Source organism: Ruegeria sp. BC7 (genome assembly GCF_056539165.1).
This window is the reverse complement of sequence record NZ_JBQFUL010000005.1, coordinates 158,217-175,508: the sequence shown is the minus strand read 5'-3', so window position 1 is coordinate 175,508 and position 17,292 is coordinate 158,217. Positions and strand designations below refer to the sequence as shown.

Annotated in this window: 17 protein-coding genes; 12 read left to right on the top strand and 5 right to left on the bottom strand. The window is 57.7% G+C overall.

Features of this window, described 5'->3' with window-relative positions; all coding sequences use genetic code 11:
* Positions 1–2 precede the first annotated feature (2 nt).
* From ACR0KS_RS14510 to ACR0KS_RS14500, 3 genes are all read right to left on the bottom strand, one after another.
* Complete coding sequence (locus ACR0KS_RS14510; protein WP_170566575.1) at positions 3–845, bottom strand: ABC transporter ATP-binding protein; 843 nt, start codon at positions 843–845, stop codon at positions 3–5.
* On the bottom strand, positions 842–1,630 hold the full coding sequence (locus tag ACR0KS_RS14505; RefSeq protein ID WP_170389294.1) for an ABC transporter ATP-binding protein: 789 nt from the start codon (positions 1,628–1,630) through the stop codon (positions 842–844). Before ACR0KS_RS14505 ends, ACR0KS_RS14510 begins: the two co-directional genes overlap by 4 nt.
* Positions 1,631–1,757: 127 nt before the next feature.
* Positions 1,758–2,939 (bottom strand): ABC transporter substrate-binding protein, encoded by a 1,182-nt coding sequence (locus tag ACR0KS_RS14500; RefSeq protein ID WP_170389295.1) that lies wholly within the window; start codon positions 2,937–2,939, stop codon positions 1,758–1,760.
* Positions 2,940–3,092: 153 nt separating this feature from the next.
* Between ACR0KS_RS14500 and ACR0KS_RS14495 the strand changes: the two genes are divergently transcribed.
* Positions 3,093–4,190 carry a PQQ-dependent sugar dehydrogenase gene (locus ACR0KS_RS14495; protein WP_170566794.1) on the top strand — a complete coding sequence of 366 codons (1,098 nt, stop codon included), beginning with the start codon at positions 3,093–3,095 and terminating at the stop codon, positions 4,188–4,190.
* Here the strand turns inward: ACR0KS_RS14495 and ACR0KS_RS14490 are convergent.
* Positions 4,187–5,191 carry a GlxA family transcriptional regulator gene (locus tag ACR0KS_RS14490; RefSeq protein ID WP_170389296.1) on the bottom strand — a complete coding sequence of 335 codons (1,005 nt, stop codon included), beginning with the start codon at positions 5,189–5,191 and terminating at the stop codon, positions 4,187–4,189. The two genes, ACR0KS_RS14495 and ACR0KS_RS14490, sit on opposite strands and share 4 nt — an antisense overlap.
* 168 nt (positions 5,192–5,359) lie before the next feature.
* Between ACR0KS_RS14490 and ACR0KS_RS14485 the strand changes: the two genes are divergently transcribed.
* A complete protein-coding gene (locus ACR0KS_RS14485; RefSeq protein ID WP_170389297.1) occupies positions 5,360–6,730 on the top strand; it encodes a class II 3-deoxy-7-phosphoheptulonate synthase in 1,371 nt (456 codons plus the stop codon).
* 50 nt (positions 6,731–6,780) lie between these two features.
* Here ACR0KS_RS14485 and ACR0KS_RS14480 read toward each other — a convergent pair whose 3' ends face one another.
* A complete protein-coding gene (locus tag ACR0KS_RS14480) occupies positions 6,781–7,455 on the bottom strand; it encodes a PAS domain-containing protein (RefSeq protein WP_170566577.1) in 675 nt (224 codons plus the stop codon).
* A gap of 243 nt (positions 7,456–7,698) precedes the next feature.
* On the opposite strand from ACR0KS_RS14480, the gene ACR0KS_RS14475 reads away from it, so the two are divergent.
* The 10 genes from ACR0KS_RS14475 (at position 7,699) to phoB (ending at position 17,213) form a co-directional block, all read left to right on the top strand.
* A complete protein-coding gene (locus ACR0KS_RS14475) occupies positions 7,699–8,589 on the top strand; it encodes a YicC/YloC family endoribonuclease (protein WP_170566579.1) in 891 nt (296 codons plus the stop codon).
* A 15-nt stretch (positions 8,590–8,604) separates the two neighbouring features.
* Positions 8,605–9,246 carry a guanylate kinase gene (gmk, locus tag ACR0KS_RS14470; RefSeq protein ID WP_170485398.1) on the top strand — a complete coding sequence of 214 codons (642 nt, stop codon included), beginning with the start codon at positions 8,605–8,607 and terminating at the stop codon, positions 9,244–9,246.
* Positions 9,243–9,764, top strand: coding sequence for a gamma carbonic anhydrase family protein (locus ACR0KS_RS14465; protein ID WP_170566581.1), 522 nt, complete (start codon positions 9,243–9,245; stop codon positions 9,762–9,764). The genes gmk and ACR0KS_RS14465 overlap by 4 nt, the downstream gene beginning before the upstream one ends.
* A gap of 22 nt (positions 9,765–9,786) precedes the next feature.
* Positions 9,787–10,833: an ATP-binding protein gene (locus tag ACR0KS_RS14460; protein ID WP_170566583.1), complete on the top strand. Its 1,047-nt coding sequence runs from the start codon at positions 9,787–9,789 to the stop codon at positions 10,831–10,833.
* Between the two features lie 196 nt (positions 10,834–11,029).
* Positions 11,030–12,070, top strand: a complete 1,041-nt coding sequence (locus ACR0KS_RS14455; RefSeq protein WP_170566585.1) for a substrate-binding domain-containing protein — start codon at positions 11,030–11,032, stop codon at positions 12,068–12,070.
* An 84-nt stretch (positions 12,071–12,154) separates the two neighbouring features.
* Positions 12,155–13,627: a phosphate ABC transporter permease subunit PstC gene (pstC, locus tag ACR0KS_RS14450; RefSeq protein WP_170556797.1), complete on the top strand. Its 1,473-nt coding sequence runs from the start codon at positions 12,155–12,157 to the stop codon at positions 13,625–13,627.
* Positions 13,624–14,985: a phosphate ABC transporter permease PstA gene (gene pstA, locus ACR0KS_RS14445; protein ID WP_170485407.1), complete on the top strand. Its 1,362-nt coding sequence runs from the start codon at positions 13,624–13,626 to the stop codon at positions 14,983–14,985. The genes pstC and pstA overlap by 4 nt, the downstream gene beginning before the upstream one ends.
* Before the next feature lie 10 nt (positions 14,986–14,995).
* A complete protein-coding gene (gene pstB, locus ACR0KS_RS14440; RefSeq protein ID WP_170389306.1) occupies positions 14,996–15,793 on the top strand; it encodes a phosphate ABC transporter ATP-binding protein PstB in 798 nt (265 codons plus the stop codon).
* 16 nt (positions 15,794–15,809) lie between these two features.
* Positions 15,810–16,511, top strand: coding sequence for a phosphate signaling complex protein PhoU (gene phoU / locus ACR0KS_RS14435; RefSeq protein WP_170389307.1), 702 nt, complete (start codon positions 15,810–15,812; stop codon positions 16,509–16,511).
* A 12-nt stretch (positions 16,512–16,523) separates the two neighbouring features.
* Positions 16,524–17,213, top strand: a complete 690-nt coding sequence (phoB, locus tag ACR0KS_RS14430; RefSeq protein WP_170389308.1) for a phosphate regulon transcriptional regulator PhoB — start codon at positions 16,524–16,526, stop codon at positions 17,211–17,213.
* Positions 17,214–17,292: the final 79 nt, after the last annotated feature.

Below are 17,292 nucleotides of genomic sequence, written 5' to 3'. Positions count from 1 at the left end.
CCTCACCCCCCCAAGAAACTCTTACGCACTTCGGGATCGGCCAGCAGTTCCTTGCCCGTGCCGGTATAGGCGTTGCGCCCCTGAACCAGCACATATCCCTTGTCCGCGATCTCCAGTGCCTGACGCGCGTTCTGCTCGACCATCAAGATCGGCAGCCCGGTGCGAGAAACCTCGATGATGCGGTCGAATAGTTCATCCATCACGATGGGCGAGACACCGGCGGTGGGTTCGTCCAGCATCAGCACTTTGGGTTGAGTCATCAACGCGCGGCCCACGGCGACCTGTTGGCGTTGACCACCCGACAACTCTCCGGCGGCTTGGTTGCGCTTGTCGCGCAGGATGGGGAAGAGGTCATAGACCTGCTCCATCGTCTCAGAAATATCGTCGCGGCGGATGAAAGCGCCCATCTCAAGGTTCTCTTCCACCGTCATTGAGGTGAAGATGTTCGAGGTCTGCGGCACAAAGCCCATTCCCTTGATCACCCGATCCTGCGGCGACAGGGTGGTGATATCCTCGCCGTCCAGCCGCACCGCGCCAGCGCGGACGTCCAGCATCCCGAACACGGCCTTCATAGCAGTGGATTTGCCCGCACCATTGGGGCCGACGATCACGGCAATCTCGCCTTTGTCGACCGCGATGGTGCAGTCGTGCAGGATGTCCGGGCCTTTGCCGTAACCGCCTGTCATGGTGTCCCCAATCAGGAACGGGCCGCCCTCGACCTTATGCGTCTTACCGCTTTTGCGATGAGCGGGGGTCATGGTGCCGACGCCGTGCGTGTTGGTGATCGAGGCGTCCTTGTTGCCCTTGTCGTCGTGATAAGGATTGTCGCTTACGCCAGCGGTCATGTTTGGGCCTCCAGCTTGTCTTTGTTTTTCAGGCCGGTGCCCAGATAGGCCTCGATCACGTGCTCATTCGCTTTGATCTCGTCCAGAGTCCCCTCGGCCAGAACTTTCCCTTCGGCCATACAGATGACTGGGTCGCAGATTTTGCCGATGAAATCCATGTCATGCTCGATGACCACAAAGGTATAGCCGCGTTCCTTGTTCAGACGCAGGATCGTGTCGGCGATGGTCATCAGCAGGGTGCGGTTCACACCCGCGCCGACCTCGTCCAGAAAGACGATCTTGGCGTCGACCATCATGGTGCGGCCAAGCTCTAGCAGTTTCTTTTGACCGCCCGAGACCTGACCCGCCTTGTGATCGGCTAGATGTTCGATAGTCAGAAACTCCAGCACCTCATCGGCCTTGGCGCGCAGCGCGCGTTCCTCATCGGCGATGCGCTTGCGGCCGAACCATGTGTTCCACAGCGATTCACCCGATTGCGCGCCCGGCACCATCATCAGGTTTTCACGGCACGTCATCGAGGAAAACTCATGCGCGATCTGGAAGGTGCGCAGCAGACCCTTGTGGAACAGCTCATGCGGGGGAAGGCCGGTGATGTCCTCACCATCCATATGAACCTTGCCGCTTGTCGGCGGCAGAACGCCCGCGATCACATTGAACAGAGTGGTTTTTCCGGCCCCGTTCGGCCCAATCAGACCGGTGATCGAGCCCTTCTGGATTTCCAGCGATGCCCCGTCCACCGCGTGAAACCCGCCGAAATGCTTGTGCACGTCTTCGACGACGATCATTTTTTCCCCTAGCCGCCATTTTCGGCGCTCTTATCGCATCCCCGTTGGCCGGGGTGCGGCCTTTTTTCATTGAAACAGCCCGGGCACAAGGCCCGGGCTGCTTGTTCTTATGACCTAATAAGTCTGATCAACGGAAGTTGACGGTCTTGTTTTCGCCGTCGGTGACTTCGATCTCACGATACGAACCCGCGCTTTCACCGGGGCCGATCAGTTCAACACCCGACGCGCCGACATAATCGACGTCCTGACCAGCGGCCAGCAGTTCCAAGCCCTTGGCCAGCTCACCGGGATAGATTTTCTCACCCGGAGCGTTGGCGACGTCCATGATCTTGGCGCCATAGTCAGCAGGGTTGGTGGACCCGGCGGCCTGCATTGCCAGCATGAACAGCGCTGCGGCGTCATAGCTTTCAGGCGAATAGGGCGACGAGCCGTCGAAACCAGCGGCTTCGGCCATGGCAAAGTACTTCTCGGCACCTTCACCACCCGAACCGGCGATCTGACCGAACGAGCCGTTCAGGTCGGGGCCGACATTGGCAGGCAGCGAGTCTCCAATCATGCCACCGGGCAGGCCGAACGTGTCGAACGCACCGCTGTCCAGTGCCGACTGAATGATGCCCAGGCCGCCTTGATCCAGATAACCAGCAACGACCAGAATGTCGCCACCGGCCGAGGCCAGTGCACCAACTTCGGCCGAGTAGTCGGCCTTGCCGTCTTCGTGCGCGGCGACGATGGTGACTTCGCCACCCGATGCCTCGAACGAGGACTGGATCGCGTCCGCCAGACCTTTGCCGTAGTCATTGTTTGTGTAGGTCAGAGCGATTGAGCTGATGCCACGGTCGTTCAGGATGTCGGCCATCACCTGACCTTCGCGCGCATCCGATGGTGCGGTGCGGAAGAACAGGCCGTTGTCTTCCATGGTCGACAGGCCGGGCGAGGTTGCCGACGGCGAGATCATGACCATGCCGTTCGGGATAGCGACGTTTTGCAGGATCGCGCCGGTCACGCCCGAGCAGTCGCCGCCGATGATGCCAGCAACACCGTCTGCGATCATGCGTTCGCCATTCGAGGTGGCCAGACCGTTGTCGATGCAGCCAGTGTCAGCGCGGGATGCCGACACGGACGAACCGTCCAGCAGTTTTCCGGATTCGGTGACTTCGGCCATTGCCAGTTCTGCGCCCGATCCCATTGCGGGGGCCAACGATTCAATCGGTCCGGTAAAGCCAAACAGGACGCCCAGCGTCACGTCTTCGGCCATTGCGGTGCCGGACAGCAGAGCGGTTGCTGCAGTTGCTGTAAGCAGCTTTTTCATATGGTTACTCCCTATTGTGAACGTATTCGTTCTGGGCATGACCCTAGGCAAGCTGTTCCGAAAAGAAAAGTCCTAACGCAAACGTGTTTTTGCGGCCCATAATCCTATTTGTTTTTCTTAGGTTGTAGCGGTGTCCCAAAGGTGGAGTTCATGATGTTTCGGTCAATTGCGATTCTGGTTTTGTTGCTGAGTGCGACGACGGTCAGTGCTGACATACTCAAGACTTCGGTTGGTTCTGTAAGGGTGTCGCCGCTGGTCGAAGGGTTGGACACGCCTTGGGCGGTCGGAGTGTTGCCGGATGGTTCATTCCTTGTCACCGAGCGGGACGGAGAGCTTTTGCATGTCGCTGACGGCAGGGCCGAGCGCGTCCGCGGAGTGCCGGACGTGGTCGCCAAAGGGCAGGGCGGCTTGCTGGATGTGACTGTCGCTCGCGACTTCGCCCAGACTCGCGAGGTGTTTCTGACGTTTTCCAAGCGTCAAAAAGGTGGTGCGGGCACCGCCGTGGCGGTCGCGCGCTTGTCAGAGAATGAAAAGCGCCTCACGAACGTGCGGGTCATCTTTGAAGCTGTTCCCGGAGGCTCAGGCGGTCGGCATTTTGGTTCTCGGGTCGTGGAAGCGAATGACGGAACCTTGTTTGTCACGATTGGTGATCGTGGTGATCGGCCACAGGCTCAGGACAGGTCGAACCACATCGGCTCGGTCGTCCGAATAAATCGGGATGGCTCGGTGCCCTCTGACAACCCGTTTGTCGGTCAGCCCGATATCAGGCCAGAGATTTGGTCTTTCGGGCACCGAAACCCACAAGGCGCGGGTCTCGATGCGCGAGGGCGTCTGTGGACGTCAGAACATGGTGCGCAGGGCGGAGATGAAGTGAATCTGGTCCGGCCGGGCCGTAACTTTGGCTGGCCGGTGATTTCATACGGAAAGCACTACTCAGGCAAACCAATCGGCGAAGGCACCGCAAAGTCAGGGATGGAGCAGCCAGAGCTTTACTGGGACCCTTCCATCGCACCGTCAGGATTGATGGTCTATTCCGGCAAACTCTGGCCCGAGTGGAAAGGTGACATCTTCGTAGGTTCGCTCAAGTTCAGCTATATCGCTCGGCTTGAAGGATCGCCCCTAAGGGAAGTCGAGCAGATCAAAGGAGCCGAGACCGAGCGTGTCCGGGACATCGTCGAAGCGCCCGACGGTTCTATCTGGTTTATTTCCGTGGGGCAGGGTGCGGTTTATCGAATGTCGCCAGACGGTTAAACCGACAAGCGACCACCTTGCGCGCCACGCTCTCTGTATGGTGTGGTGTTGTAATGCGCGCGGTAGCATTTCGAGAAATGCGAGGGACTGGCAAAACCACAGGCCAGCGCCACGTTGATCACGCTCATATCCGTCTGCATCAGCAGGTTACGCGCTTTGTGCAGGCGCAGTTCCATATAATACCGTTTGGGTGACCGGCTGAGATAGCGCCGGAACAGGCGTTCCAACTGCCGGGTCGACATGCCCACATCCTTAGCGAGGATCGAGGGCGAGATCGGTTCCTCGATGTTCTTTTCCATCATCAGGATGACCTGGCTCAGCTTGGGATGGCGCACGCCGATGCGGGTGGGCGTCGACAGGCGCTGCGTGTCCTGATCGGTGCGGATCGAGGAATAGATCATCTGGTCGGCCACCGCATTGGCAAGGTCTTCGCCGTAATCGTCCGCGATGATTTTCAGCATCAGGTCAATGGATGAAGTCCCGCCCGCCGTGGTCATACGATTGCCGTCAATCTGAAAAACGGACTTGGTTAGTTCGACCTCGTCAAACTCCTCAATGAAGCTGTCCGAGTTTTCCCAATGGATCGTGGCGCGTTTTCCGTCCAGTAGCCCGGCCTTGGCCAGAGTGTAGGCGGCCGTGCACAATCCGCCGATACGCAAGCCGCGCCGGGCTTCTCGGCGCACCCAGTTCAGAACCTTTTTGGTCGTCGCGGCCTGAACGTCGACACCGCCGCATATCAATATGACATCATCACGTTGAAGCTCGACCAAGTCGCTGTCCAGCTTGAATTCCGTTCCAGCCGAGCAGTTTACGGTGTCTCCGCCTTCACCCATGAACGTCCATGAGTAAAGTTGCTTGTCTGCCATTCGGTTTGCAATACGCAGACTGTCCAGCGCCGAAGCGAAGGACAGCAGGGAAAACTTGTCCAGCAGGACAAACACGAAGTTCCGAGGGTTAGCCGCAGTGTCTTCCACCGTGACAACTTGGCGTTGCTCTTGCATGGCGAGGTGTCCTTGATTCGGCGCCTTATGACGTTACGTCGGCGACAGATTTGACAGCCACCATGATCAAAGCTTGTTTCCCACGTCAAGAGGCGCAAATCGGATATGGTCACTCTTCCTTGCTTTTTGTATAGAGACGACCTGAGTACTTCAGCGGAGATCAAAGCTATGACCGAGTGGCAAAAAACGAACTGGCGCAACAAGCCCCGAGTTCAGATGCCAGATTATACCGACGCGGCCGCGCTGGCCAAGGTCGAGGCCCAGCTTTCGCAGTATCCCCCGCTGGTTTTTGCGGGCGAAGCGCGGCGCTTGAAACAGCATCTGGGCGCTGCTGGACGCGGTGAGGCGTTCTTGCTGCAAGGCGGCGATTGCGCTGAAAGCTTTGAACAATTCAGCGCGGACGCAATTCGCGACACGTTCAAGGTGATGCTGCAGATGGCGATGGTGCTGACATATGGCGCCAAAGTGCCGGTGGTCAAAGTTGGCCGGATGGCAGGGCAGTTTGCCAAGCCGCGCAGCGCCCCGACCGAGGTGGTCGATGGTGTGGAACTGCCAAGCTACCGTGGCGACATCATCAACGAGCTGGCTTTTACGCCAGAGGCACGTATCCCGAATCCGGGCAAGATGCTGCAGGCCTATACGCAGGCGGCCGCGACACTAAACCTTTTGCGCGCCTTCTCGACCGGTGGTTTCGCCGATATGAGCATGGTGCATTCGTGGACTTTGGGCTTCACGGATGAACAGGACGTTCAGAAATACTCTGAGATCGCGGACCGGATTCAGGACACGATCGACTTTATGAACGCCGCAGGTATCACAGCCGACACCACGCATGAGTTCTCGACCGTGGAGTTCTACACCAGCCACGAAAGCCTGCTGCTGGAATATGAAGAGGCGCTGACGCGCCTGGATTCAACTTCTGGCAACTGGCTGGCCGGATCTGGCCACATGATCTGGATCGGCGACCGCACCCGTCAACCCGACGGTGCGCATGTAGAATTCTGCCGCGGTGTGTTGAACCCGATTGGTCTGAAATGCGGTCCGACCACGACGGCGGAAGACCTGAAGGTTCTGATGTCCAAGCTGAACCCCGAAAACGAAGAGGGTCGCCTGACCCTGATCGCGCGTTTCGGAGCAGGTAAGGCCGGTGAGCATCTGCCGCGTCTGGTCAAGGCCGTGAAAGAAGAAGGTGCCAAGGTGACATGGGTCTGCGACCCGATGCACGGCAACACCATCAAATCGGCAACGGGCTATAAGACACGTCCGTTTGATTCAGTCCTGCGCGAAGTTCGCGACTTCTTTGGCGTGCACCAGGCCGAGGGCACAATCCCCGGCGGTGTGCATTTTGAGATGACCGGACTGGACGTAACCGAATGCACAGGTGGTGTTCGGGCCGTGACCGAAGAGGATCTGTCGGATCGTTATCACACTGCTTGCGACCCCCGTTTGAACGCGTCGCAATCGTTGGAATTGGCCTTCCTTGTGGCTGAGGAACTGACGAACCTGCGGCGCGACCGCGGAAAACGAGCCGTGAGCTAACCCAGAAAAAAGCGAGCTACGGCTCGCTTTTTTTGTTTCAGGCGGCGGAGTCAGTCTTCGCGTGATACAACCAGTCGCAAATGTGGCTTCTGCTGTTTGAACTCTATCGGTTTTTCAGCAAATCCAGCCGCGACTGGTTCACGGGTCTGCGTCGGCATGTGAGGTGTCGTTGCCGCTCGAACCTTTTGTCCGGACACTTCAAATCGCCTTGGCGTTGCCCCTATTGCTCCGTCGCTGACCAAAACCCCAAAAGCACGGCTTACATCGCCGAGATCGCTTTTGAGCGGCAAGAGGATCATGCGGGCTTGCAGGCGCGTGCGTCCCGGTTTTCCACCGGACTCCAGCGTGAGTTCGGCAATAGCGGGTCCGGCAAAAACCTGTTCCAGAGTGTCGGTAACCTGCGATCGTGCCGAGGGTTCAAAGAAGGTTGTCAGGGGCATGCCGCGAACCTCCATGCCCGCTAGATTGTTCAAATGGCTGCCTGCCAGCCTGTACCGGGCCAGGCCGGGCGCTATACGTTCAAGGATGAAGGTGTATTCCAGAATGTTCTCAAGCCCGCGCGGATCAATCTGGGATCGCATGGGCACTCCGCGACCTGTCAACAGTGCGGTCCAATATGCTTCGGCTTGGCGGATGGGCGAAACGCTGCGCCCACTATCAAAGCGATCCATCGAGACGATCTTTCCAAAACTTGACCCGGAACCGTTTCCGAAAAAGGTTTTCATTTCATAACCCTAGCGCCAATTGACCCTGATTTGTTTAAAATGCCAGATAGCGGGGACATATTTGAATAACCAGCCCTGACACGGGCGAGATTGACATGGGTTACGCCAATCTTGGAGGAATTCTTTAATGAATGGTTAACCTGCCATCGGCAGTGACCAAATCAGCAAACTCTTGCCCTGCGTGCTGTGATGGCATTAGGTGCGGTCAAGAAATTAGAGACGAGCAGCGACGAAAGGGCGGGCATGATCAGATCCATGACTGGGTTTGCCTCGGGCAAAGGGACATTTGGGCCGCATAGCTGGACGTGGGAGTTGCGCAGCGTCAATGGCAAGGGGCTGGACATGCGCGTGCGTGCTCCTGAATGGTTGACCGGCCTTGAGGTTGCTCTGCGTGCGCAAATGTCCAAGGCTCTGAGCCGGGGGAATGTCACGCTGTCCCTGCGATTGAGCCGTGATGAAAGTGCTCCGGACCTTGTTTTGAACGAAGCTGCGATGGCTGCGGCTCTGGATGCTGTGGTCAAGACACAGCAAATGGCTGCTGCTCGGGACTTGAGCCTGGCCACGCCAAGCCCCGCCGAGCTGATCGCCCTGAAAGGCATGTTGGACGCAGGCAGTGACGTGGATGATCCAGCGCCGTTGGTTAGCCATCTGAGCGCCGAGTTTTTGGGGCTTTTGGCCGAGTTTATTGCGATGCGTGAGGCAGAAGGTCAGGCGCTTTCAAAGATTCTGAACGGTCAGTTAGACCAAGTTGCAGAGTTGACGATTCAGGCCGCAGATTTGGCCGAACAGCGCAAGGACAAGGTTGCGGACTCATTGCGTGAGAACCTAGCGCGCGTCATGGATAACGCGCAGGGTGCCGACCCGGACCGTGTGGCACAGGAATTGGCCCTGATCGCGGTCAAGGCTGATATAACGGAAGAAATCGACCGCCTGAAAGCACATGTCTTAGCAGCGCGGGATTTGCTGGAACAGGACGTAGCGGTCGGCCGAAAGCTCGACTTTCTGATGCAGGAGTTCAACCGAGAGGCCAATACCCTGTGTTCCAAGGCGCAAAGTGCTGATCTGACTTCGGTGGGGCTTGAGTTGAAGGCCGTAATAGATCAGATGCGCGAGCAAGTTCAGAACGTAGAATAACGACAGGAGCGCCAAATGGCGGATCGACGCGGCCTACTCATCATTTTGTCCTCGCCATCCGGTGCAGGGAAATCCACCTTGGCCAAGCGGCTGATGCAGTGGGATACCGATCTGGAGTTTTCGGTCTCGGCCACGACGCGCGCCCCTCGTCCCGGCGAAGAACATGGCCGCGAGTATTTCTTTCTGACAGAGGATGCGTTCAAACAGCAGGTTGCCGAGGGCCAGATGCTGGAACACGCGCATGTTTTCGGAAACTTTTACGGCTCACCCGCCGGGCCGGTCCGCGAGTCGATCAACAGCGGCAAAGACGTTTTGTTCGACGTGGATTGGCAGGGTGAAGTTCAGATCCGTAACTCGGACCTTGGCAAACACGCGCTTTCGATCTTTATCCTGCCGCCATCGATCCCCGAACTGCGCCGTCGGTTGGAAACCCGTGGGCAGGACAGTGCGGACGTGATCGCAAAGCGGATGCTGAAAAGCTGGGACGAGATCAGCCACTGGGGATACTACGATTACGTTCTGGTCAATGACGATCTGGCGTCGACAGAAGAAAAGCTGAAGACCATCGTCAGCGCCGAACGAATGCGGCGCATCCAACAACCGAGCCTGCAAAACCACGTTCGCGCGCTACAAAATGAATTCGAGGGCCTGTCATGACCGTTTACGCACTTGGTGAGCATACGCCGCAAATTCACGATGACACATGGGCGGCGCCGGATGCCAACCTGATCGGCAAAGTGGTGATGGAGCAGGGTGCCTCGGTCTGGTTCGGCTGTACCCTTCGCGCCGACCACGAAGAAATTCGCGTCGGTGAAGGCAGCAACGTGCAGGAAAACTGCGTCATGCATGTCGATCCGGGTTTTCCGCTGACCATCGGCAAGAATTGCACCATCGGCCACAAGGTCATGTTGCATGGCTGTACGATTGGCGAGAACTCTTTGATCGGAATGGGTGCGATCGTCTTGAACGGGGGGAAGATCGGCAAGAACTGCCTGATCGGGGCAGGGGCTTTGATTACGGAAGGGAAAGAGATCCCCGACAACTCACTTGTTATGGGATCGCCGGGTAAGGTCGTCCGTCAGTTGGATGATGCGGCCGCGCAGAGACTGACCCTAAGCGCCCTGCATTATCAGAGCAACATGCGCAAATTCCGGGACACCATGAAAGCGGTCTGATCGCCGCCAAGGGATTGTTTCCATGTCCAATGACAAACTAATCGAATTTGTCGCGGCCATTCCAATGCCGGCTTTGATGGTTGATCAGACAGAGCGCATTATCGCTGCCAATACAGACGCCAAGACGTTGCTTGGTCCGGGTATTGAGGGCAGGCATTTCGCCACCATTCTAAGGCAGCCTCAGGTCATCGAAGCCATGGAGCAGAGCCTGCGAACAAGAGGCCCGGCAAAAACGCGTCATCTGGCGAACGACGTTGCTCAGGACACGACTTTTGAGGTTCAGTGCCGGTATATGAAGGGTGTCGGTGCGGTTTCCGGCGGCGCGGTGCTGTCGATCTTTCAGGACGTCACCCATCTGGAACAGGCCGGACAAATGCGCCGCGATTTCGTTGCCAATGTCAGCCACGAGCTGCGCACCCCGCTGACCGCCTTGATGGGGTTCATTGAAACGTTGCGAGGACCCGCCCGTGACGATGCCGTCGCGCGTGAGCGGTTTTTGCAGATCATGACCGATGAAGCCAACCGCATGAACAGGCTGGTCGGTGACTTGCTTTCGCTGAACCGGGTTGAAAGCGAGGAGCGCGTTCGCCCGAAAGAGCAACTAGAGTTGACAGGGTTGTTGCAGTCGATCCTGAACTCTTTGCGTCCGCTGGCCGAAGATGCCGGGGTCGAATTGACACTCGCCGCGACTCAGGGTCCAGTTTCGTTGCCGGGGGACAGCGATCAACTGCGTCAGGTGTTTACCAACCTGATCGAAAACGGCATCAAATACGGCGGCAGCGGTGGCGTGGTCGAAGTGCGCATCACGTCCTCAGAGCGAGATACCGCGATACGTGGCCCCGCTGTGCGGGTACAGGTCATCGACAAGGGGCCGGGAATCGATGCGACGCATCTGCCGCGTCTGACTGAGCGATTCTATCGCGCCGACAGTCACAGATCGCGCGAACTGGGTGGAACCGGTCTGGGTCTTGCGATTGTGAAACATATCGTAAATCGCCACCGTGGTCGGCTGCGCGTTGAAAGTGACCTTGGAAAAGGTTCCGTGTTTACAGTGATTTTGCCGCGTTAATCCAATCCGTTTGCTGAATCCTGACCGCAAAATTTGGTTCTGAAGCCTGCGTTATTTTCCGCTACGTCACCTCCGAACCAAGCAAGGTGTCATAAAAGCGTTACATACCTGTCACAAAAGGCTTACGCGACGCACTTAGGGAAGCGCGCAGGATCATCATGGGGTGATCAAAATCTATCTTTTCAGGGAGACTGAAATGTCCTTTGTAAAACTGTCGGCTTCTGCGCTGGCTATTGCTGCTGTCTCGGCTACAACTGCTGCTGCTCGTGATCAGGTTCAGGTTGCTGGTTCGTCAACCGTCCTGCCTTATGCCTCGATCGTTGCTGAAGCCTTCGGTGAGAACTTTGACTTCCCGACGCCGGTTGTTGAATCGGGCGGTTCGTCGGCTGGCCTCAAGCGTTTCTGCGAAGGTGTTGGCGAAAACACCATCGACGTTGCCAACGCATCGCGCGCCATCCGTGAAAAAGAAATCGCGGCCTGTGCCGAAAATGGTGTAACCGACATCATCGAAGTTCAGATCGGTTATGACGGCATCGTTTTCGCATCCGACATCAACGGCAACTCGTTCGAGTTCACGCCGGAAGACTGGTACAAAGCCCTGTCCGCGCAGATCGTTGTTGATGGTCAACTGGTCGACAACCCGAACAAAACCTGGGCCGACGTGAACCCCGCGTTCCCTTCGCAGCCGATCGCAGCCTTTATCCCCGGCACCAAGCACGGCACTCGTGAAGTGTTTGAAGACAAGGTGATCCTCGCCGGTTGTGAGCACCTGGGCGATTTCGACGTCTACAAAGCCGCAAATGGCGATGACAAGAAAGCGGCCGAGAAAGCCTGTATCGCTCTGCGCACCGACGGTGTGTCGGTCGACATCGACGGCGACTACACCGAAACTCTGGCCCGTATCGACAGCAACAAAGACGGCATCGGCGTCTTTGGTCTGGCGTTCTACGAGAACAACACCGACAAGCTGCAGGTTGCGACCATGTCCGGCATCGTTCCCTCGACTGAATCGATCGCTTCGGGCGAGTATCCGGTTTCGCGCCCGCTGTTCTTCTACGTGAAGAAAGCCCACATCGGCGTGATCCCCGGCCTGAAGGAATATGCTGAGTTCTTCGTCGCAGACGAGGTCGCTGGACCCGACGGCCCGCTGGCCGAGTACGGTCTGGTCTCGGATCCTGAGCTGGCAAAAGTACAGGATACTGTCGCGAACGAAACCGTTCTGGGCGGCGGTTCCTAATCTATCTTACGAACGGAACCGGGGCGTATAATTCGCGCCCCGGTTCTTTTTGACTCCACACCTAGCGATACCATCGGAGTTTTCATGGCGTTATCCTGGCTGTTACTTATCCTGCTTGCGCTGGCAGTGATTGGATATTTCACGGGTCGTTCCCGTGCATTGGCAAGTGCGGGCGGAGACGCTCGCGAACTTCATTCACTGCCCTCCTACTATGGCTACAATGTCGCTTTGACAGCATTGGTCCCCGCTTTGGGAGTCCTGATTATCTGGCTTCTGGCTCAGCCGATGATCGTGAACAGCACGGTTTCTGGTCTCATTCCCGACCAGGCAATCCCAGAGGGTTCAGATCGCGGCCTCATCATGAGCGAGGTGCGGCGCGTCGCTGACGGGCTGGAAGGTGCCGTTGCGACCGGTGCAATGACCGAGGCAGAAGCGCAGGACGCGAACACGGATATTGAGGAACTAACCTCTACGCTGAAGAACGCCGGGCAGGTTTTGACGCAGGATATCTCTCAGCCGATCCTGATCGCTGCGCAGAAGTATCGCAGTATGACAACCGCCGGTTCTGTCGCCATGCAGATCATCGTTCTTGCTGTTGCGCTGTTGGGTGCGGCCTTCGCCTATATTCGGACGCACAAGGAATTCCGCGCCCGAAACGTGGTCGAGCAAGGGGTTTTGGCGCTGCTGTTGCTGGCTGCGTCAATTGCTATCCTGACGACCGTGGGCATCGTACTGTCGATGTTCTTTGAAACGCTGAACTTCTTCCAACTGCATTCGTGGAAGGACTTCTTTTTTGGCAGCACGTGGGCACCGAACTTCCGTGGCGGGTCCGAGCTGTCGATCCTGCCGCTTTTGTGGGGAACGCTGTATATCTCGGTAATCGCGCTGCTGGTGGCGGTGCCGATTGGCTTGTTTGCGGCGATCTACCTGTCGGAATACGCCTCGGGCGCGACGCGTGCGGTGGCGAAACCGCTGCTTGAGATCCTCGCCGGTATTCCAACCATCGTTTACGGTCTGTTTGCCCTGTTGACGGTCGGCCCCGCGCTGGTTTCGATGTTCGGCGAAGGTGGCGCGCTGGGGGTTGGCTGGATGGCCAGTTCGAACGCGGTGCTGACCGCGGGTCTAGTGATGGGCATCATGCTGATCCCGTTTGTCTCGTCCTTGTCTGATGACATTATCAACGCGGTGCCGCAGTCGATGCGCGATGGCTCGCTTGGGCTGGGTGCCACCAAATCCGAAACCGTGCGTCAGGTGGTTCTGCCTGCCGCGCTGCCCGGGATCGTCGGTGCGATCCTGCTGGCCGCCAGCCGCGCCATTGGCGAGACGATGATCGTGGTAATGGCCGCCGGTGCAATCGCCAAATTCTCGGGTAACCCGTTCGAGGCGATGACAACCATCACAACGCGGATCGTCAGCCAGTTGACCGGTGATACCGATTTTGCCAGCCCTGAAACGCTGGTGGCCTTTGCGCTGGGTCTGACCCTGTTCATCATTACGCTGGGGCTGAACATCTTCGCCCTTTATATCGTGCGCAAATACCGGGAGCAGTACGAATGACCGATATTTCCCAAACCCCAGGCGCTGCTCCTGCTGCGAAGCCCAAAGGTGGCTCGCTGTTTGAAAAAGACGCGCGCACCAAACGCCGCAATGCGGCCGAGGGACGGTTCAAGCTGTATGGGATTGCCGCCATCGGGATCGGTGTGCTGATGCTGATCGTTTTGGTTACTAACATCGTGACCGCTGGTACGGGCGCGTTCCAGCAGACCTTCCTTGAGCTGAATGTCGAACTGAAAGAAGACAAGCTGGACAAGAAGGGCAACCGCAATATCGAAGACATTAAAAAGGTCTCGACCTTCGGATATGCCCCGCTGATCGCCTCGGCGATTGAGGCCGAAGTGCAAGAGCTGGGTATCCAGACAGACCTAAAGCCCAAAGAGATGGGCAAGATCCTGTCCAAGTCGGCGCAGGCCCAATTGCGGAGCTATGTCCTCGCCAATCCCGACGAGATTGGAAAAACAATCAGCTTCCGCTTTCTGGTTAACAGTCGCGTGGATGGCTACATGAAGGGCCGTGTAACGCGCGAGTCCATCGCGAATGACAAAAGCATCACCACCGCGCAATTGGATTTCGTCGATCAACTGCGGGACGCCGGCGTGCTGTACAAAGCGTTCAACCCCGATTTCATCTTCGGTGCTGATGCCTCGGACCAACGGCCCGAGGCTGCGGGGATCGGTGTGTCGATGCTGGGCTCGCTATTCATGATGTTCGTGGTGCTGGCGCTGGCGCTGCCGATTGGCGTGGCAGCCTCGATCTACCTTGAGGAATTTGCGCCGCAGAATCGTCTCACGGATATCATTGAGGTGAACATCTCGAACCTGGCCGCCGTGCCGTCGATTGTGTTCGGTATTCTGGGTCTGGCCGTGTTCATCAACTATATGCATCTGCCGACCTCGGCACCGTTGGTGGGTGGTCTGGTGCTAACGCTGATGACGCTGCCGACGATCATCATCTCGACCCGCGCGTCGCTTAAGGCGGTGCCGCCGTCGATCCGCGATGCAGCACTTGGGGTAGGGGCCTCGAAAATGCAGGCGGTGTTCCACCATGTGTTGCCGCTGGCTGCGCCGGGTATTTTGACCGGGACCATCATTGGGCTGGCGCAGGCGCTGGGGGAAACCGCGCCGCTGCTGCTGATCGGGATGGTGGGCTTTGTCGCCTCGAACCCACCCGACGGTCTGGTGGCGGGCTTCCTGTCGCCGAACTCGGCCATGCCAGCGCAGATATACGAATGGTCCAAACGCGCTGACCCGGCCTTTTACGAACGTGCTTGGGGGGGGATCATCATCCTGTTGATCTTCCTCGTGACAATGAACACCATCGCGGTCATCCTGCGCCGCCGCTTTGAACGCCGCTGGTAAGGGGCTTATTATGAACGATATGACACGAGTGGAGAGAACCGTGGACTCCAAAGCTATCAAGATCGCCGCGAACAAGGTTCAGGTCTATTACGGCGACACTCACGCCATCAAAGACGTGAATGTTGAGATCGAAGAAAAGACCGTGACTGCATTCATCGGCCCGTCGGGTTGCGGCAAGTCCACGTTCCTGCGCTGCCTGAACCGGATGAACGACACAATCGACATCTGCCGGGTCGAAGGCGATATCCTGCTGGATGGCGAGGATATCTATGACAAGCGCGTTGACCCCGTGCAACTGCGCGCCAAGGTGGGCATGGTGTTCCAAAAACCGAACCCGTTCCCCAAATCGATCTACGACAACGTAGCCTACGGTCCGCGTATCCACGGCCTTGCCAAGAACAAGGCGGAACTGGATGAGATTGTTGAGAAATCCCTGCGCCGTGGTGCGATTTGGGATGAGGTCAAAGACCGTCTGGATGCCCCCGGCACCGGCCTTTCCGGTGGTCAGCAGCAGCGTTTGTGCATCGCCCGCGCCGTGGCGACCGAACCCGAAGTTCTGCTGATGGATGAGCCATGCTCGGCCCTAGACCCGATTGCAACCGCGCAGGTCGAGGAGCTGATAGATGAGCTTCGCTCGCGCTATTCGGTGGTGATCGTGACCCACTCGATGCAGCAGGCCGCGCGGGTCAGCCAGAAAACAGCGTTTTTCCACCTTGGGAACCTCGTCGAGTTTGGCGAGACCGGGCAAATCTTCACTAACCCCGAAGATCCCCGCACCGAAAGCTACATCACCGGCCGGATCGGTTGAGGACAGGTATTAGAGCATGACCGAACAACATATTGCATCCGCTTTCGACCGCGATCTCGAAGCGATTCAGGCCCATATCATGAAAATGGGCGGGCTGGTCGAAGCTGCCATCCTGGGCGCCGCACGGTCGCTGGAATCCCGGGACGAGGAGCTGGCCCAACAGGTGCGTCAGGGCGACAAGGCCATCGACGCTCTGGAAGAACTGATCGACGAAGAGACCGCGCGTCTGATTGCTTTGCGCGCGCCCACGGCCAGCGATCTGCGTTTGGTCCTGTCAGTCCTGAAGGTGTCTGGCAACCTTGAGCGCATCGGTGACTATGCCAAGAACATCGCAAAGCGGACCACTGTCATAGCCAATGCGGGCGAGATCAACGGCAGCGCTGCGGCTTTGCGCCGAATGGCGCGTGAGGTTGAACTGATGCTGCGGGACGCGCTGGATGCCTATATTCAGCGCGACGCTGAACTGGCCACGGACGTCATCAACCGGGATGAAGAAGTGGACCAGATGTATAACGGCCTGTTCCGCGAATTGCTGACCTTTATGGCGGAAGATCCGCGCAACATTTCATCCTGTATGCACCTGCATTTCATTGCCAAGAACATTGAAAGAATGGGCGACCATGTGACCGCAATCGCCGAGCAGGTCGTTTACCTCGTGACCGGCGAACGCCCGGCAGAGGCGCGGCCGAAGGCTGATATCACTTCGCAATCCGTTTAGGAGTTTTGAGACATGTCCGCTGATCAACCAACCGTGCTGGTTGTCGAGGATGAACTGGCTCAGCGCGAAGTGCTGGCCTACAACCTCGAGGCAGAAGGATTCAAGGTGTCCAAGGCCGCCAGTGGTGACGAGGCCATGCTTTTGGTCGACGAGGACAACCCGGACATCATTGTTCTGGATTGGATGATGCCGAACCTCAGCGGGATCGAGGTGTGTCGAAGGCTGAAATCCCGCCCTGATACGCGGTCAATTCCGATCATTATGCTGTCTGCACGCTCGGAAGAGGTCGATAAGGTGCGCGGCCTGGAAACGGGCGCGGATGATTATGTGGTCAAGCCGTATTCGGTTGTCGAGTTGATGGCCAGGGTCAGAACTCAGCTGCGTCGGGTACGCCCCGCGACGGTGGGATTGCGGCTGGAATACGACGACATCATTCTGGATTCCGAGACCCACAAGGTCAGCCGCGACAACATGCCGTTGAAACTGGGCCCAACAGAATTCCGCCTGTTAAGCACTTTCATGGAAAAACCGGGTCGTGTCTGGAGCCGTGAACAACTGCTGGACCGTGTCTGGGGGCGCGATATCTATGTCGATACCCGTACGGTTGACGTGCATATCGGTCGGCTACGGAAGGCTTTGACGCAACATGGCGGCAAAGATCCCGTTCGCACGGTGCGAGGAGCAGGCTACGCCCTGGGATGACGTCAGGGCAGGGGGTGCACTCATAAACGTATGAGTTGAACTCATAACATATTGCGAATCTCTTACTGTCATTTCGGCG

What these genes read in the sequence shown, in the direction of transcription:
- ACR0KS_RS14510 (WP_170566575.1), bottom strand. Translation starts at nt 845, where the DNA reads ATGACCGCTGGCGTAAGCGACAATCCTTATCACGACGACAAGGGCAAC.
- ACR0KS_RS14505 (WP_170389294.1), bottom strand. Translation starts at nt 1,630, where the DNA reads ATGATCGTCGTCGAAGACGTGCACAAGCATTTCGGCGGGTTTCACGCG.
- phoU (WP_170389307.1), top strand. Translation starts at nt 15,810, where the DNA reads ATGACCGAACAACATATTGCATCCGCTTTCGACCGCGATCTCGAAGCG.
- ACR0KS_RS14460 (WP_170566583.1), top strand. Translation starts at nt 9,787, where the DNA reads ATGTCCAATGACAAACTAATCGAATTTGTCGCGGCCATTCCAATGCCG.
- ACR0KS_RS14490 (WP_170389296.1), bottom strand. Translation starts at nt 5,191, where the DNA reads ATGCAAGAGCAACGCCAAGTTGTCACGGTGGAAGACACTGCGGCTAAC.
- ACR0KS_RS14485 (WP_170389297.1), top strand. Translation starts at nt 5,360, where the DNA reads ATGACCGAGTGGCAAAAAACGAACTGGCGCAACAAGCCCCGAGTTCAG.
- pstA (WP_170485407.1), top strand. Translation starts at nt 13,624, where the DNA reads ATGACCGATATTTCCCAAACCCCAGGCGCTGCTCCTGCTGCGAAGCCC.
- pstB (WP_170389306.1), top strand. Translation starts at nt 14,996, where the DNA reads ATGAACGATATGACACGAGTGGAGAGAACCGTGGACTCCAAAGCTATC.
- ACR0KS_RS14495 (WP_170566794.1), top strand. Translation starts at nt 3,093, where the DNA reads ATGTTTCGGTCAATTGCGATTCTGGTTTTGTTGCTGAGTGCGACGACG.
- ACR0KS_RS14455 (WP_170566585.1), top strand. Translation starts at nt 11,030, where the DNA reads ATGTCCTTTGTAAAACTGTCGGCTTCTGCGCTGGCTATTGCTGCTGTC.
- ACR0KS_RS14480 (WP_170566577.1), bottom strand. Translation starts at nt 7,455, where the DNA reads ATGAAAACCTTTTTCGGAAACGGTTCCGGGTCAAGTTTTGGAAAGATC.
- gmk (WP_170485398.1), top strand. Translation starts at nt 8,605, where the DNA reads ATGGCGGATCGACGCGGCCTACTCATCATTTTGTCCTCGCCATCCGGT.
- pstC (WP_170556797.1), top strand. Translation starts at nt 12,155, where the DNA reads ATGGCGTTATCCTGGCTGTTACTTATCCTGCTTGCGCTGGCAGTGATT.
- ACR0KS_RS14500 (WP_170389295.1), bottom strand. Translation starts at nt 2,939, where the DNA reads ATGAAAAAGCTGCTTACAGCAACTGCAGCAACCGCTCTGCTGTCCGGC.
- ACR0KS_RS14475 (WP_170566579.1), top strand. Translation starts at nt 7,699, where the DNA reads ATGATCAGATCCATGACTGGGTTTGCCTCGGGCAAAGGGACATTTGGG.
- phoB (WP_170389308.1), top strand. Translation starts at nt 16,524, where the DNA reads ATGTCCGCTGATCAACCAACCGTGCTGGTTGTCGAGGATGAACTGGCT.
- ACR0KS_RS14465 (WP_170566581.1), top strand. Translation starts at nt 9,243, where the DNA reads ATGACCGTTTACGCACTTGGTGAGCATACGCCGCAAATTCACGATGAC.